Source organism: Streptomyces xanthophaeus (assembly GCF_030440515.1).
Taxonomy (GTDB): Bacteria; Actinomycetota; Actinomycetes; order Streptomycetales; family Streptomycetaceae; genus Streptomyces; species Streptomyces kutzneri.
The window spans coordinates 328267-341050 of the sequence record NZ_CP076543.1 but is presented as its reverse complement, the minus strand read 5'-3'; the positions used below and the strand labels follow the sequence as shown (position 1 = coordinate 341050).

Below are 12784 nucleotides of genomic sequence, written 5' to 3'. Positions count from 1 at the left end.
CCTCAGTTCTCGTGTGCGGGGAGTTGACGCAGGGCGGCCAGCGCCCGTTCGGTGATGTCTTCCGGGGACCCGGACACGTCGACGACGACGCCGAGTTCGTCGTCCTGGAGCGGCTCCAGCGCGGCGAACTGGGAGTCCAGCAGGCTGGTCGGCATGAAGTGGCCCTTGCGCTCCGCCATGCGCCTCTCGATCAGCGGGCGCTCACCGGCGAGGTGCACGAAGACGGCCCCGGGGGCAGCGGCGCGCAGCCGGTCGCGGTAGGCACGCTTGAGGCAGGAGGCGGCGATCACACCACCGCGCAGGCCGGCGCGGTTGCGGATCCATTCGCCGATGGCGTCCAGCCATGGCCAACGGTCCGCGTCGTCCAGCGGGATGCCGGCCGACATCTTGGCGACGTTGGCCGCCGGGTGGAAGGCGTCGCCCTCCGCGTACGGAATGCCGAGGGCCTCGGCGAGCAGTTGCCCCACGGTCGTCTTGCCCGTACCGGCCACGCCCATCACCACAATGACGCGCTGGGTGCTCACGCCTACCTCGCTGTCCTCGTCGACATCGGTTCGTGTGGCACCACTGAAGCGCATTAAGTACTACGTATTCAAGCTTCAGGTTGGAAACGTCACATCTTTTGTCGGCGGAAACGTCACCGTACGCTTACGCCATGACCACCGAAGGCACTCCCGGCCAGGGGCCCGGGCTCCACACCCACGTGCTGGACACCCTCGGCCTCGCGATCACGGCGGGGGAGTACCTCCCGGGGAGCGTCCTGCGCACCGACGAGATCGCCGAACGCTTCGACGCCTCCCGCACCGTCGTACGGGAGGTCGTCCGCGTCCTGGAGTCGATGCACCTGGTCGAGTCCCGCCGCCGGGTTGGTGTCATCGTGCGCCCCACCGACGAGTGGAACGTCTACGACCCGCGCGTGATCCGCTGGCGGCTGGCCGGCACCGACCGGCCCCGGCAACTGCGGTCCCTGACCGTGCTGCGCTCCGCGATCGAGCCGGTCGCGGCCGGGCTCGCCGCGACGCTGGCCACCCCGGAGCAGTGCGCCGAACTCACCGAAGCCGCCCTCGGTATGGTCCGCACCTCGCGCGGCCACCAGCTGGAGGGCTACCTGCGGCACGACATCGCCTTCCACCGCGTCGTGCTGAACGCCTCCGGCAACGAGATGTTCGCCCGCCTCGGGGACGTCGTCGCCGAGGTCCTGACCGGCCGTACCGAGCACGCGGTGATGTTCCACGACCCCGACCCCGCCGCCGTCACCCTGCACGTCCAGGTCGCCGAGGCGGTCCGCGAGGGCGACGCGCCGCGCGCCGAGGCACTGACCCGCCGGATCGCGGTGGGCGCGCTGGAGGAACTGGACGTCCTCGCGCCCTGAGCGCCGTACCGCGGCCCGGAACGGGCGGCCGCGGCACGGAATTCGCTAGGGCCCCTTGCGGGGGCCGGACGGCCGTCCCTCAGACATCGAGCGCGGCGAGTTCGAGCGCGCCGAGGCGCTCCGGTTCCGCCACGATGTCGATCTCGGTGATCAGGCCGTCCTCGATCGTGAAACCGAGCACCAGGAACAGGCGTCCCAGCGGAGCCATCGCCAGGCCGACCGTTCCGTCGACCAGGGCCGGCGCCGTGGACCGGGCCCGCTGCATCGCCGCCATCGCACCCGTGGCGACGGTGACGGCGCCGCGGATGAGGATCGGGGCGGGGGTGGGTCCGACGGCCTGGTCGGCCCGGAGCACCACGTCGGGGTGGAGCAGGGTGACGAGCGCGTCGAAGTTCCCGCCGCGGGTGGCGGCGAGGAAGGCGTCCACGACCCGGCGCTGCAGGGTCAGATCGGCCTCGGGCACCCGCGGCGCCCCCTTGACCCGGCGCCGGGCGCGGCTGGCGAGCTGACGGGTCGCCGCCGGGGACTTCTCGATCATCGGGGCGATCTCGTCGAAGGGCACGGCGAACAGGTCGTGCAGCACGAACGCGAGCCGCTCGGCCGGTGCCAGCTGGTCGAGCACCACCAGCAGCGCCAGTCCGACCGAGTCGGCCAGCAGGGCTTCCTGCTCGGGGTCGACGGTGTCCGCACGGCTGACGGCGGGGTCGGAGGGATAGGCCTCCATGGGTTCCTCGCGCCGGGATTCACGCGAGCGCAGCATGTTCAGGCAGACGCGTGACACGACCGTCGTCAGCCAGCCGCCGAGGTTCTCGACATCGCCGACGTCGGACCGGTTCAGGCGCAGCCAGGCCTCCTGGACGGCGTCATCGGCCTCGGCGAGCGAGCCGAGCATGCGATAGGACACCGCTCGCAGATGAGAGCGGTGCTCTTCGAAGCGTTCTGTCAGCCCTGAATTCCCGTCCACCGGTCCCCCGTATCGATTGCCCACACCAGAGCATCAACATAGATCACGAGGAAAATGCCCTGGTGAGGGGGGAGTTGACGGTGCTCCGGGCAGGGACCGACCAGGCCGGGGACTGCTGGATAATGGCTCCCGAACAGCAGGAGCGAGTGGAGACGCCGGATACACAGCGTGGTCCGGCAGGAGAGGGAGCCCCCGATGGACGTGCAGCACTTCGAGCGGATCACCGCATTCATCGAGGCGCGGCTCACCCCGCTGTTCGACGAGGCGACGGGCAGCGAACACGGCTTCGCCATGGACGACACCTCCCGCGCCCTGCGCGCGCTGCGCAACTCCGTCCTGGAGGCCTCCGCCGTCAAGGGCCTCATCGAGAAGCGGGAATCCGCCGAACCGGCCATGCGCCGCGTCATCGACCAGTCGGTGGAGCACAACTGGGACGTACTGCGCGGCATCGCCCGCCAGTGGGAGGACCACGCCGACTTCCGTCACGAGTTCAAGCACCACGCGTGGGAGCTCGACCACCACCACGCCGCCGCGGAGGCCTGACCTCACCGCGGCGGTTCGAGGGCTCCGCGCGCGGCGACGGCCGCGCGCAGGAGCTCTGCCGTGGCGGCCTGCTCCGCGGGCGACGGCGACAGGACCCCGTTCTCGGTCATCAGGGAGTGGAACTGCTGCCGTTCGTACGGAACCCCGGGCGGCAGCGCCGCGATGTGCCAGTGCAGGTGGGCGTTGCCCTGCTTGCTCCCCAGCGCGTACAGGTAGGTCCGCTCGCTGTCGAAGACGTCCTCGACAGCGAGCGCGACCTCCCGTACGACGAGCATCAGCCGGGTGTAGGCCGCCGGGTCCAGATCGCGCACGGCGTGCTCGATGTGCGCCTTGGGCGCCACCAGGACCTTTCCGGGGAGCGTGGGCCAGCGGTCGAGGAAGGCCACGTGGTGCTCGTCCTCGAAGACGGTCTCGTGCGCGTAGTCGGGATGCCCGGCGAGGAAGGCGCAGACGAAGCACGGTCCGCCGCGCGTCCGTTCGACGTAGGCCTCGAGATCCATCGGTTCACGGTCCATCGGCATCGGTGTCGGCATCGACACATCCTCCCACCGGGCTCCCCGCCCGTCACGGAGCGGACGGGAACCCCTCGAGGCGGCCGGTCACCACCAGGCCGCCGTCCGGGGTGCGCCGTGCGAGGGCGCCGGTGCGGAAGTAGCCGTCGGGGGTGAAGGAGCGCGCATTGCGGCCGGGCGCCCGGTAGTAGCCCCGCAGGGTGCGGGGACCACGGGCGAGGAGCTCGCCGCTCTCCCCGTCGGGCACGTCCCTGCCGTCGGCGTCGACCACGCGGATCTCGTCGTCGGGCGAGAGCGGGCGGCCCTGCGTGCTGAGTACGGTCTCGTCCGGATCGCCGGGACGGGTGAGGGTGAGCACCCCCTCGGCCGTGCCGAAGACCTGCTGCAGGCGGCAGCCCAGCCCGGGACCCACCCGTTCGGCGGTCGCCCGGTCCAGGGGGCCGCCGCCGATCTGCACCAGACGAAGACTGCTCAGGTCGGCCCGGACCGAGGGAAGCAGGTCGAGCCAGCGCCGGGCGACGGCGGGCTCCAGCGAGGTGACGGTGACCCGCTCGCGCTCGACGGCCGAGAGGCATGCGGCGGCCCCCGGGTCCTCGGACAGCACGACTGTGCCGCCGACCGAGAGGGTGCCGACGATGCCGGGGCAGCCGAAGGCGAAGTCGGACCCGGCGGGGAGCGCGGCCAGGTACACGTCGTCCTCGGTGAGCGACACCAGCTCCGCGGCGGCCCGGACCTGGTGGGCGTAGTCGTCGTGGGTGCGCGGAACGAGCGCGGGCTCCACGGTGGCACCGCCGGAGACGAGGAAGAACGCCACCTGGTCCGCGCTCTGCGCGAGCGGTCGGTCGGGCGGGGAGTCGAGGGAGCCCAGGGGGTAGTACTGGCACCCCGCCGGATCGACGGTGAAGCCGCCGTACGGGGACGATTCGCCCGGCGCCTCGAAGGTGAACACCCGGCGCAGGAAAGGCCCTTGGGCGGCGATGTCCGCGGCCATCGCCGTGAGGTCGAAACCCCGGTGGGCCGGGGGACCGACGTAGCCGACGGCCTGGCCGACCCGCACGAGGTGGGACACCTCGGCCGCGCGGTGCGCCATCGGGCAGAGCACGGGGACCGCGCCGGCCCGCATCAGCGCGAACACGGTGACGACGAACTCGGGAACGTTCGGCAGCTGCACGACGACCCGCTGCCCGGACCGCAGGCCACGCAGCCGGAACCCGGCGGCCATCCGGTCCACGCGCCGGTTCAGCTGCGCGTACGTGATGCGGGTACCGCCGTGCACGAGCGCGGTCCGCGGCCCGTACCGCAGGGCCCGGTCGCGCAGCAGGTCGTCGAGCGTGTCGCCGCGCCAGTGCCCGGCGGCCCGGTAACGGTCGGCGAACGCGGCGGGCCACGGCGTACAGCCGTCGAGCATGGATGCCATTCGCTTCCCCCGGGAGTCACCTTGCCGTCCTGACCCCGGCCAGCCAAGCCGTCAACAGGACTGCGGGCAAGGCGCTTTCCCGACCACGGTCACGCCCTGCCCTCGGCGGAACGTCCAACCGGCGTCCCCGGAAGAGACTGTCTAGGCGGGGTCCGCCGGCTTGCGGGGCGTGGTCTGCTGGACCGCCCAGCCGTTGCCGTCGGGGTCGGAGAAGTAGACGAAGGAGCCCCACGGCAGGTCCTGGATCTCCGTCACCTCCACCCCCCGGCCGCGCAGGTCCTCGTACGCCTCCTCGATGTCGGTGACGACGACCTGCATGTTGTCCAGCGACCCCGGGGTCATCCGGGTCAGCCCCTTGCCGATCGCGATCGAGCAGGCCGAGCCCGGCGGGGTCAGCTGGACGAAGCGGATGTCCTCGCTGACGGTGACGTCGTGGTCGGCGTTGAAGCCGAGCTTCTCGTAGAAGGCCTTGGCCCGGTCCACGTCGGTGACGGGGACCGCGACGAGCTCCAGTTTGATGTCCATCAGAGCATCATGCTCCCGGCACCGGTGCCTCGCCGCCCGACACCGCGAACTGGGTGCGGTACAGCTCCTCGTACCGCCCGCCCGCCGCCAGCAGCCCGGTGTGCGTGCCCCGTTCCACGATCCGGCCGTCCTCGACCACCAGGATCAGGTCCGCCGCCTGTACGGTCGACAGCCGGTGCGCGATCACCACCGCGGTCCGGCCCGCCAGGGCCTCGCCCAGCGCCTCCTGCACCGCGGCCTCCGAGGTGGAATCCAGGTGCGCGGTGGCCTCGTCGAGGATCACCACCCGCTGCCGGGCCAGCAGCAGCCGCGCGATGGTCAGCCGCTGCCGTTCCCCGCCCGAGAGCCGGTAGCCGCGCTCCCCGACCACCGTGTCCAGTCCGTCCGGCAGCGAGGCGACGAGCCCGTCCAGCCGCGAGCGCCGCAGGGCCTCCCAGATCTCCTCCTCGGAGGCCTCCGGGCGGGCCAGCAGCAGGTTGGCGCGTACCGACTCGTGGAAGAGGTGCCCGTCCTGGGTGACCATGCCGAGCGTCTCGCGGATCGAGTCGGCCGTGAGGTCCCGTACGTCGATCCCGCCGAGCCGGACCGCGCCCGCGTCGGCGTCGTACAGCCGCGGCAGCAGCTGCGCGATGGTCGACTTGCCGGCGCCGGACGACCCGACCAGGGCCACCATCTGACCCGGCTCGGCCCGGAAGGACACCTCGTGCAGCACCTGCGTACCGCCCCGGGCGTCCAGGGTGGCGACCTCCTCCAGCGAGGCGAGCGAGACCTTGTCGGCGGCCGGGTAGCCGAAGGAGACCCGGTCGAACTCCACGGCCACCGGCCCCTGCGGCACCCGGCGGGCGTCCGGCTTCTGGGCGATGAGCGGCTTCAGGTCGAGGATCTCGAAGACCCGCTCGAAGCTCACCATCGCGCTCATCACCTCGACGCGGGCGCCGGCCAGTGCGGTCAGCGGGGCGTACAGGCGGGTCAGGAGGAGGGCGAGGGCGACGACGGAACCGGCGTCCAGGGAACCGCGCAGCGCGTAGAACCCGCCCAGCCCGTACACGAGCGCGAGGGCCAGCGCCGAGACCAGGGTGAGGGCCGTGATGAAGGCCGACTGGGCCATCGCCGTACGGATCCCGATGTCCCGCACCCGCGCCGCCCGGGCCGCGAACTCCGCGGACTCGTCGGCGGGCCGCCCGAAGAGCTTGACCAGCGTCGCGCCGGGGGCGGAGAACCGCTCGGTCATCTGGGTGCCCATCGCGGCGTTCAGCGCGGAGGCCTCCCGCTGCATCGCCGCCATCCGCGCCCCCATCCGGCGGGCCGGCAGCACGAACACCGGCAGCAGCACCAGCGCCAGCAGGGTGATCTGCCAGGAGATGCTGAGCATCACGGTGAGGGTCAGCAGCAGGGTGACGGTATTGGCGACCACCCCCGACAGGGTGTTGCTGAAGGCCCGCTGGGCGCCGATCACATCGTTGTTGAGGCGGCTGACCAGGGCACCCGTCCGGGTCCGGGTGAAGAAGGCGACCGGCATCCGCTGGACGTGGTCGAAGACCGCCGTCCGCAGATCCAGGATCAGCCCCTCGCCGAGGGTGGCGGAGAGTCTGCGGGTCAGCAGTCCGAGCCCGGCCTCCGCGACCGCGATCAGCGCGATGAGCAGGGCCAGCCGGGTGACCGCGGAGCTGTCGCCGCCTTCCACGATGGCCGTGACGACCCGGCTGGCGAGCACCGGAGTGGCCACGGCGAGCAGCGCGGTCACCACACTCAGCAGGAGGAAGAGGGTGAGCCCGCGGCGGTGCGGACGGGCGAAGGAGGCGACGCGGCGCAGACCGGCCCGGGAGAGCGGGCGGCGGTCCTGCTGGGCGTTGATCGCGCTGTGCAGCGAGGTCCAGGCGGTGACTTCCATGTCCATGGCCCGAACGCTAGGACCTCAACCGAACTTCAGGTCAAGCATTCGGTCCGGGATCGCCCGCACGGGGCGCCCAACTCCCGCCCGCACGAACGATTGTGCCGACCCCCGTCCGTTGTCGGTGCCCGGTGGCATCATCGGTCCATGACGCAGGGATCCGAGTCCGTACGCTTCGGCAAACGAACCACCGACACCGTCCTGCACCGCTTCGAGCGGTGGGCCCGGGACACCCCCGGGGCCCGTGCCCTCATCGCCGGCCCGGAGGGTCTCACCTACGGGGAACTGGACGCGCGCGCCGACCGGCTGGCGCACCGTCTGCTCGCCTCCGGCCCGCTGCCGCCCGGCGCACTCGTCGCCGTGGGCACCGCCCGGCAGACCGAACTGATCGTCGCCCTCCTCGCCGTCCTCAAGGCCGGCGGGTCCTACACCGTCATCGACGTGGAGAGCGCGCGCTCCGGGCGCCGGCAACTGGCCGCGGCCCAGCCCCTCGTCCTGCTGACCGATGCCGCCCAGCATGCCGCTCTCGACAACGGCGGCGGCCCCCGGGTGATCCGGCTCGACGCGGACGCCGCGGCGATCGGCGGGCCGCGCACCGAACAGCCGGCGGACCGGCCCGCGGGCGTATCCGCGGACATATCCGTGGACGTATCCGCGGACGCGCCCGCAGATCCGCCCGCGGACCGGCTTCCCGGGGCCGTCGCCCCGCCGCCCGGCCGCACCGCCGCGGTCCTGTTCACCGGGGCGGCCGAGCCGCGCGCGGTCCCCGTGAGTCAGGGGACGCTCCTCGCCGCCCACGAGGGCTGGGCCGAGGTGGCCCGGCCGACCGCGCAGGACCGGCACCTGTTCACGGGCGGTCCGGACATCACCGCCTTCGCCGCGGGCTGGACCCGGGCCCTGTGCTCGGGCGGCGCCCTCGTACTGTCCCCGCGTTCCGCCTGGAAGCCCGAAGACATCCGTGCGGCCGTCGAGGCCGACCGCGTCACCGTGCTGCACACCGACCCGGCCGGCGCCGCCCGACTGCTGATCGAGGACGCCGAACAGGGGAGCCTCACCCCGGCCGCCCATCTCGGGGCCGATCCGGCCTGCCGGTCCCTGCGGCTGCTCGCCGTCACGGGCGGCCGGCTCTACCTCGACGAGCAGGCGACCCTGCAGGTCCGGCTGCGCCCGGGCGCGCGCGTGCTCAACGTCTACGGCTCCGCGGAATGCGCCGGTATCGGCACCTGGTTCGAACTGCCCCAGCTGCCCCACCCGTTGGACGACCCGGAGCGGATCTCCCTGCTCGGCACCGCGTTCCCCGGCTTCCGGGCCGAGGTGCACGGCGGGGAGATCCGCCTCGTCCCGCCGGACGGCGCCGACGCGATACCGACCGGAGACCTCGGCCTCCTCCGCGAGGACGGGCTGCTGGAGTACGGCGGCCGGCTCCGGGACCGGATCACCCTGCCCGGCGGCCGCTGGCTCGACCCGTACCCCGTCGAATCCGCCATCCGCAGCCACGACGGCATCGGCGCGGTCATCCTGAAGGGGGTCGACGGCCCGCGCGGCCCGCGGCGGCTCGTCGCGTACGTGGCCCCACCGCCCGGCGGGCGGACCGGGGCCGTCAGGGTCCCGCTGCCGGACATCGAGGAGCTGCGCGACCACCTGGCGGGCAAGGTCCTCCGCGAGGAATCCCCGCGCACCGTCATCCGGCTGCGCACCCTGCCCCGCACCGCGGCGGGCCAGGAGGACCGGGACGCCCTGCCGCTGCCCATCCTGCCCGCTGCGGCGAAGGCTGCCGGAAGCAAGTCCGGCAAGTACGGGGCCGCCGCGGGCACGAGCGAAGCCTCGGCCGGCTGCGCGGCCGGCTGCGGGGGAGTCGGACTGGGCTTCGTCGCCATGATCCTGACGAACTTCCTCTGGCCCGGATCGACCGACCTCACCGGGGTGCCGCAGCCCTGGGCGTTCCTCTTCTCCCTGCTGTACCTGTTCGAGTGCGCCGCCTTCGGCGTCGGGGTGGTGTTCCTGTTCGGCGGCCGCGCCCGGATGCTGCGCCAGCGCCGCAGCCCTTCCCTCACCGTGGCCGCCCATCTGGCCGTGTCCTACCTGCTGCTGTCCTGGTGGCCGCAGGACAACCTCTACCGGCTGGCCGCCAAACAGGACTGGCCGCGCCAGGCCGCCCTCGTCTACGCCTTCAACATCCCGTTGATGATCGCGGGCGTCGTCGTCGCGGCCTACGTCGTCAGCAAGCCGGCCGACCCCTTCGACTTCCACGACCCCGTCGACGACTGGCCGGACCGCTGACCGCAACCCTGGGCCCTTCCCGCCTGCACCCCTGTCGCGAGGGCCAGACGATGTGGTTGGCGACGGGGGTGCGTCGGTCAGAGGTACGGCGGCGTGCTCGTGCCACAGCCAGGTGGGGGCGGAATCCGGGGACGGCGGCCATGGTGCGTCCGAGGGCGATCAGTTGGGCCGGCTGCGTGTGGTCGCGGACTTCCGGGCCTGGACCGGGCGCGTAGGTGCCATGTCGTGGCCGGCGGGCGATCGCGAGATCGGGCACGTCGCTGATGCCGGCCACGGACAGAACCTTGCGCGCCGCGAGCGGCTGCCGTGCGGGCACGTCGGCGATCCGCCCCTCGGTCGGCATCTGTTCCTGCTCGGTGAAACCGCCGGCCGGCACCTCGATCTCGGCGGCGTCGAGCAGCCGCTGCAACAGATCGGTCTCCAAGGCGTCCAAGACCGTCCCCTACCTGTGCTGATACCTGGCGGGTATCGCACAACACCGCTTCGGTGTTGGACGCTCTCCTCGGCCGGGGCGAGCATCGACACCATGAATGAAGCGAAGATCGCGCTGGTGACCGGTGCGAACAAAGGTATTGGGTACGCAATCGCGGCCGGTCTCGGCGCCTTGGGATACCGCGTGGGCGTGGGAGCCCGTGACGAAGCCCGGCTGGGGGATGCTGTCGGGAAGCTGCGCGCTGCCGGGGTCGACGCGTTCGGCGTGCCGCTGGACGTGACCAGCCGACGCAGCGTCACCGAGGCCGCCGAACTGCTCGAGCTGGAGGCCGGGCGCCTCGACGTCCTGGTCAACAACGCCGGCATCCCGGGGGAGATGGGGCCGGGGTGGGCCCAGGATCCGACCGGCCTCGATCTCGACGTGGTCCGGACGGTGGTGGAGACCAACGTGCTGGGCGTCATCCAGGTGACCAACGCGATGCTGCCGCTCCTGCGGCGCTCCAGGTCGCCCCGCATAGTCAACGTCTCCAGCGGCGTCGGCTCCCTGACCCGGCAGGCGGACCCGGACATCGAGATCGGTCCGGTCATGGCGGCCTACGCGCCGTCGAAGACGTTCCTCAACGCCGTCACCGTGCAGTACGCCCGCCAGTTCGCCGGCACGGGCATCCTGATCAACGCCGCCTGCCCCGGCCTGGTCGCGACCGACTTCACCGGCTTCCACGGAACCCGCACCCCCGAGCAGGGCGCAGCCACGGCGATCCGGCTCGCCACGCTGCCGGACGGCGGCCCGAGCGGTTCGTTCTTCGAGGACGACGGGATCATCCCCTGGTGAACCCGCGCCACGAACCACCCTGACGGACGATCTTCACCACAGACACCCGCCCACGACCAGCGCGAGCACCCGAGAAATCCCGGGCCGTCCACGACCAGCGGCGAGCGCCCGGGGATGAAGATCACGATCTGCGGCCGGAGGACCGGGGCGGGCCGAACATCGCTCCGACCGCCAGGGCCTCGGCCCGCACCAGCGACTCGGCCGCGTCCAGCACCTCCCTGCTGCGCGCGGCCACCAGCACACCCAGCCAGGGCGCCGGTTCGAAGGCCCCGGTCGGGATCGCGGGGACGAACACCGCCCCGAGCTCCGCGCAGCCCCGGACCAGCGCCGCGCACAACTCGTCCAGCTGCGCCTCGGGAAGCCGCGCGCCCAGCTCCACCCGGTCGGCGATCCGTACGAGGTGCCCCGCGCCCCGCAGCGCGTCGAGCCGGGCCGCCACCATGAAGGCGATGGACGGCCCGGTCAGCCGCAGGTTCGTCTCGGTCGGCGCGAGCCGCCCCGCACCGTCGGCTACGAAGTCCACGTCGAACCAGCCCCGGTATCCGGATTGCGCCAGCTCCCCGCCCACCGCCGCACCGAAGGCGGTGAGGGGCTCCTCCGCCCACGCGGGCACCACCCCGGGACCCACCGTGGCACCCCGGTAGCAGCCGTCCGCCACGTCCATCACCGCCCCGCCCACCTCGTGCGCGCGGCCCGCGTCGTCCACGAAGCCGTCGTACGTCAGATCCCGTGGCCCCTCGTCGGCGCCGGACACCGGACCGCCGCCGACGTACTCCTCCACCAGCAGCGGCCCGCGCGGCAGCCGCCGCAGCACGGCCCGTGCCCCGCCCGCGGCACGGACCCGCTCGGGGGTGACCACCGTGGTGCCCGAACCCCCGACACCGTGCTCCGATTTCAGAACGGTGCTCTCGCCCGCCCTGGTCCTGGCCGCCAGCATCCGGGCCGCCGCCCACCGCCCGTCGGCCCGCCACTGCCGGGGGAGCACGATCCCGGGATGCCCGCCGTCCGCCAGGATCCGCCCGAAGAGGGCGTGCGCCGCGGACTTCGACTCGTAGCGCAGCTCCCCGGGCTGCCACGGACGGCCCGACAGCCGCCCGAACGGCCGGGTGCGCCCCCACGGTACGAGGGGCAGCCCGGCTCCCGTGAGCAGCGCGGCCAGCGCCGGCCGGGCCCGTACGGCATCGGTGAGGCCGGGATCCGCGTCCAGCAGGCCGTCGTACACCTCGACCCCGGTCCAGCCCAGTTGCCGGCAGACCAGCTCCGTCCAGCCCCGCGGAACCGGCCGTGGCAGTACCAGCGCGGCCGGGTAGGGGCTGTAGAAGGCGGCGAGGCACGCGTAGTGGTGTGCGGGCCGCTGCTCCCGGTCCAGGGTGGCGTCGGCGAACTGCGCGTTGAACTCGCCGACATTGCCCAGGTGCACGGCCCGCCCGCCACCGGTCCAGGCCTGCGCCCAGCCGGCGAGCGGGACGGGAGCCGCCTCGAACCGGACCAGGGACGGAGCGCCGGCTTCCACGTCCGGTGCGGCCGCCGTCTCCGTCTCCGCCGCGGCCACCGCCCCCATCGCCCGGTAGAACCCGGCCGCGTGCGGGTCGGAGTCGATCACCAGCTGCCGCACCCCCAGGTCCGCGGCCCGCCGCAGCGCGTCCCGGTACAGCAGCCGGCCCACACCCCGGCCGATGGCCGACGGCTCCACGAAGAGCAGCCCGAGCGCCGCCAGCGGGGGAGTCCCCTCCAGCGAAGCGATCCCGAGCACCTCTCCCCGCCCGTTTTCGGCCACGACGATACGGCGGGCCGTCACGTCGGCGGCCCGGATCCGCAATTCCGGCGCGCACGCGGCCAGGAAGGCGGCGTCGTACCCCCAGTGCGCCTTGGACCGCATCACCAGCCCGGTCAGGTCCTCCGCCTCGGCCGGCCGCGCTGCCCTGACCTTTACCAACTGCTGACCTCCCCATGGTCCGGGTCAAGGCCGTGCGATAGATTCGGCCTCCCCACGGCACATACTTTCCCACCCACGCG

11 protein-coding genes are annotated in these 12784 nt (G+C 72.9%); 4 read left to right on the top strand and 7 right to left on the bottom strand.

Annotated features, from left to right (window positions below; genetic code table 11):
- Positions 1-2 precede the first annotated feature (2 nt).
- Positions 3-524 (bottom strand): gluconokinase, encoded by a 522-nt coding sequence (locus KO717_RS01550; protein ID WP_301363924.1) that lies wholly within the window; start codon positions 522-524, stop codon positions 3-5.
- A 131-nt stretch (positions 525-655) separates the two neighbouring features.
- Here KO717_RS01550 and KO717_RS01545 point away from each other — a divergent pair, with 131 nt between their 5' ends.
- Positions 656-1372, top strand: a complete 717-nt coding sequence (locus tag KO717_RS01545) for a FadR/GntR family transcriptional regulator (protein ID WP_301363923.1) — start codon at positions 656-658, stop codon at positions 1370-1372.
- Positions 1373-1451: 79 nt separating this feature from the next.
- Here KO717_RS01545 and KO717_RS01540 read toward each other — a convergent pair whose 3' ends face one another.
- Positions 1452-2336 (bottom strand): sigma-70 family RNA polymerase sigma factor, encoded by an 885-nt coding sequence (locus KO717_RS01540; protein ID WP_301363922.1) that lies wholly within the window; start codon positions 2334-2336, stop codon positions 1452-1454.
- Between the two features lie 195 nt (positions 2337-2531).
- Between KO717_RS01540 and KO717_RS01535 the strand changes: the two genes are divergently transcribed.
- Positions 2532-2879, top strand: coding sequence for a hypothetical protein (locus KO717_RS01535; protein WP_301363921.1), 348 nt, complete (start codon positions 2532-2534; stop codon positions 2877-2879).
- Between the two features lie 2 nt (positions 2880-2881).
- On the opposite strand, the gene KO717_RS01530 is transcribed toward KO717_RS01535, so the two are convergent.
- The 4 genes from KO717_RS01530 to KO717_RS01515 form a co-directional block, all read right to left on the bottom strand.
- A complete protein-coding gene (locus KO717_RS01530) occupies positions 2882-3379 on the bottom strand; it encodes an HIT family protein (protein WP_301363920.1) in 498 nt (165 codons plus the stop codon).
- A 64-nt stretch (positions 3380-3443) separates the two neighbouring features.
- Complete coding sequence (locus KO717_RS01525) at positions 3444-4808, bottom strand: (2,3-dihydroxybenzoyl)adenylate synthase (RefSeq protein ID WP_301363919.1); 1365 nt, start codon at positions 4806-4808, stop codon at positions 3444-3446.
- Positions 4809-4949: 141 nt separating this feature from the next.
- Positions 4950-5333: a VOC family protein gene (locus KO717_RS01520; protein ID WP_301363918.1), complete on the bottom strand. Its 384-nt coding sequence runs from the start codon at positions 5331-5333 to the stop codon at positions 4950-4952.
- Between the two features lie 7 nt (positions 5334-5340).
- Positions 5341-7230 (bottom strand): ABC transporter ATP-binding protein, encoded by a 1890-nt coding sequence (locus tag KO717_RS01515; RefSeq protein WP_301363917.1) that lies wholly within the window; start codon positions 7228-7230, stop codon positions 5341-5343.
- 141 nt (positions 7231-7371) lie between these two features.
- On the opposite strand from KO717_RS01515, the gene KO717_RS01510 reads away from it, so the two are divergent.
- On the top strand, positions 7372-9504 hold the full coding sequence (locus tag KO717_RS01510; protein WP_301363916.1) for an AMP-binding protein: 2133 nt from the start codon (positions 7372-7374) through the stop codon (positions 9502-9504).
- Between the two features lie 526 nt (positions 9505-10030).
- Positions 10031-10768 (top strand): SDR family oxidoreductase, encoded by a 738-nt coding sequence (locus KO717_RS01500; RefSeq protein ID WP_301363915.1) that lies wholly within the window; start codon positions 10031-10033, stop codon positions 10766-10768.
- 121 nt (positions 10769-10889) lie between these two features.
- Here the strand turns inward: KO717_RS01500 and KO717_RS01495 are convergent, their stop codons facing one another.
- Complete coding sequence (locus KO717_RS01495) at positions 10890-12704, bottom strand: GNAT family N-acetyltransferase (protein WP_301363914.1); 1815 nt, start codon at positions 12702-12704, stop codon at positions 10890-10892.
- Between the last annotated feature and the right edge of the window lie 80 nt (positions 12705-12784).

Excerpts from the sequence above, each read along its gene's own strand:
- KO717_RS01520 (WP_301363918.1), bottom strand. The coding sequence starts at position 5,333 with ATGGACATCAAACTGGAGCTCGTCGCGGTCCCCGTCACCGACGTGGAC.
- KO717_RS01525 (WP_301363919.1), bottom strand. The coding sequence starts at position 4,808 with ATGGCATCCATGCTCGACGGCTGTACGCCGTGGCCCGCCGCGTTCGCC.
- KO717_RS01515 (WP_301363917.1), bottom strand. The coding sequence starts at position 7,230 with ATGGACATGGAAGTCACCGCCTGGACCTCGCTGCACAGCGCGATCAAC.
- KO717_RS01500 (WP_301363915.1), top strand. The coding sequence starts at position 10,031 with ATGAATGAAGCGAAGATCGCGCTGGTGACCGGTGCGAACAAAGGTATT.
- KO717_RS01530 (WP_301363920.1), bottom strand. The coding sequence starts at position 3,379 with ATGGATCTCGAGGCCTACGTCGAACGGACGCGCGGCGGACCGTGCTTC.
- KO717_RS01545 (WP_301363923.1), top strand. The coding sequence starts at position 656 with ATGACCACCGAAGGCACTCCCGGCCAGGGGCCCGGGCTCCACACCCAC.
- KO717_RS01510 (WP_301363916.1), top strand. The coding sequence starts at position 7,372 with ATGACGCAGGGATCCGAGTCCGTACGCTTCGGCAAACGAACCACCGAC.
- KO717_RS01535 (WP_301363921.1), top strand. The coding sequence starts at position 2,532 with ATGGACGTGCAGCACTTCGAGCGGATCACCGCATTCATCGAGGCGCGG.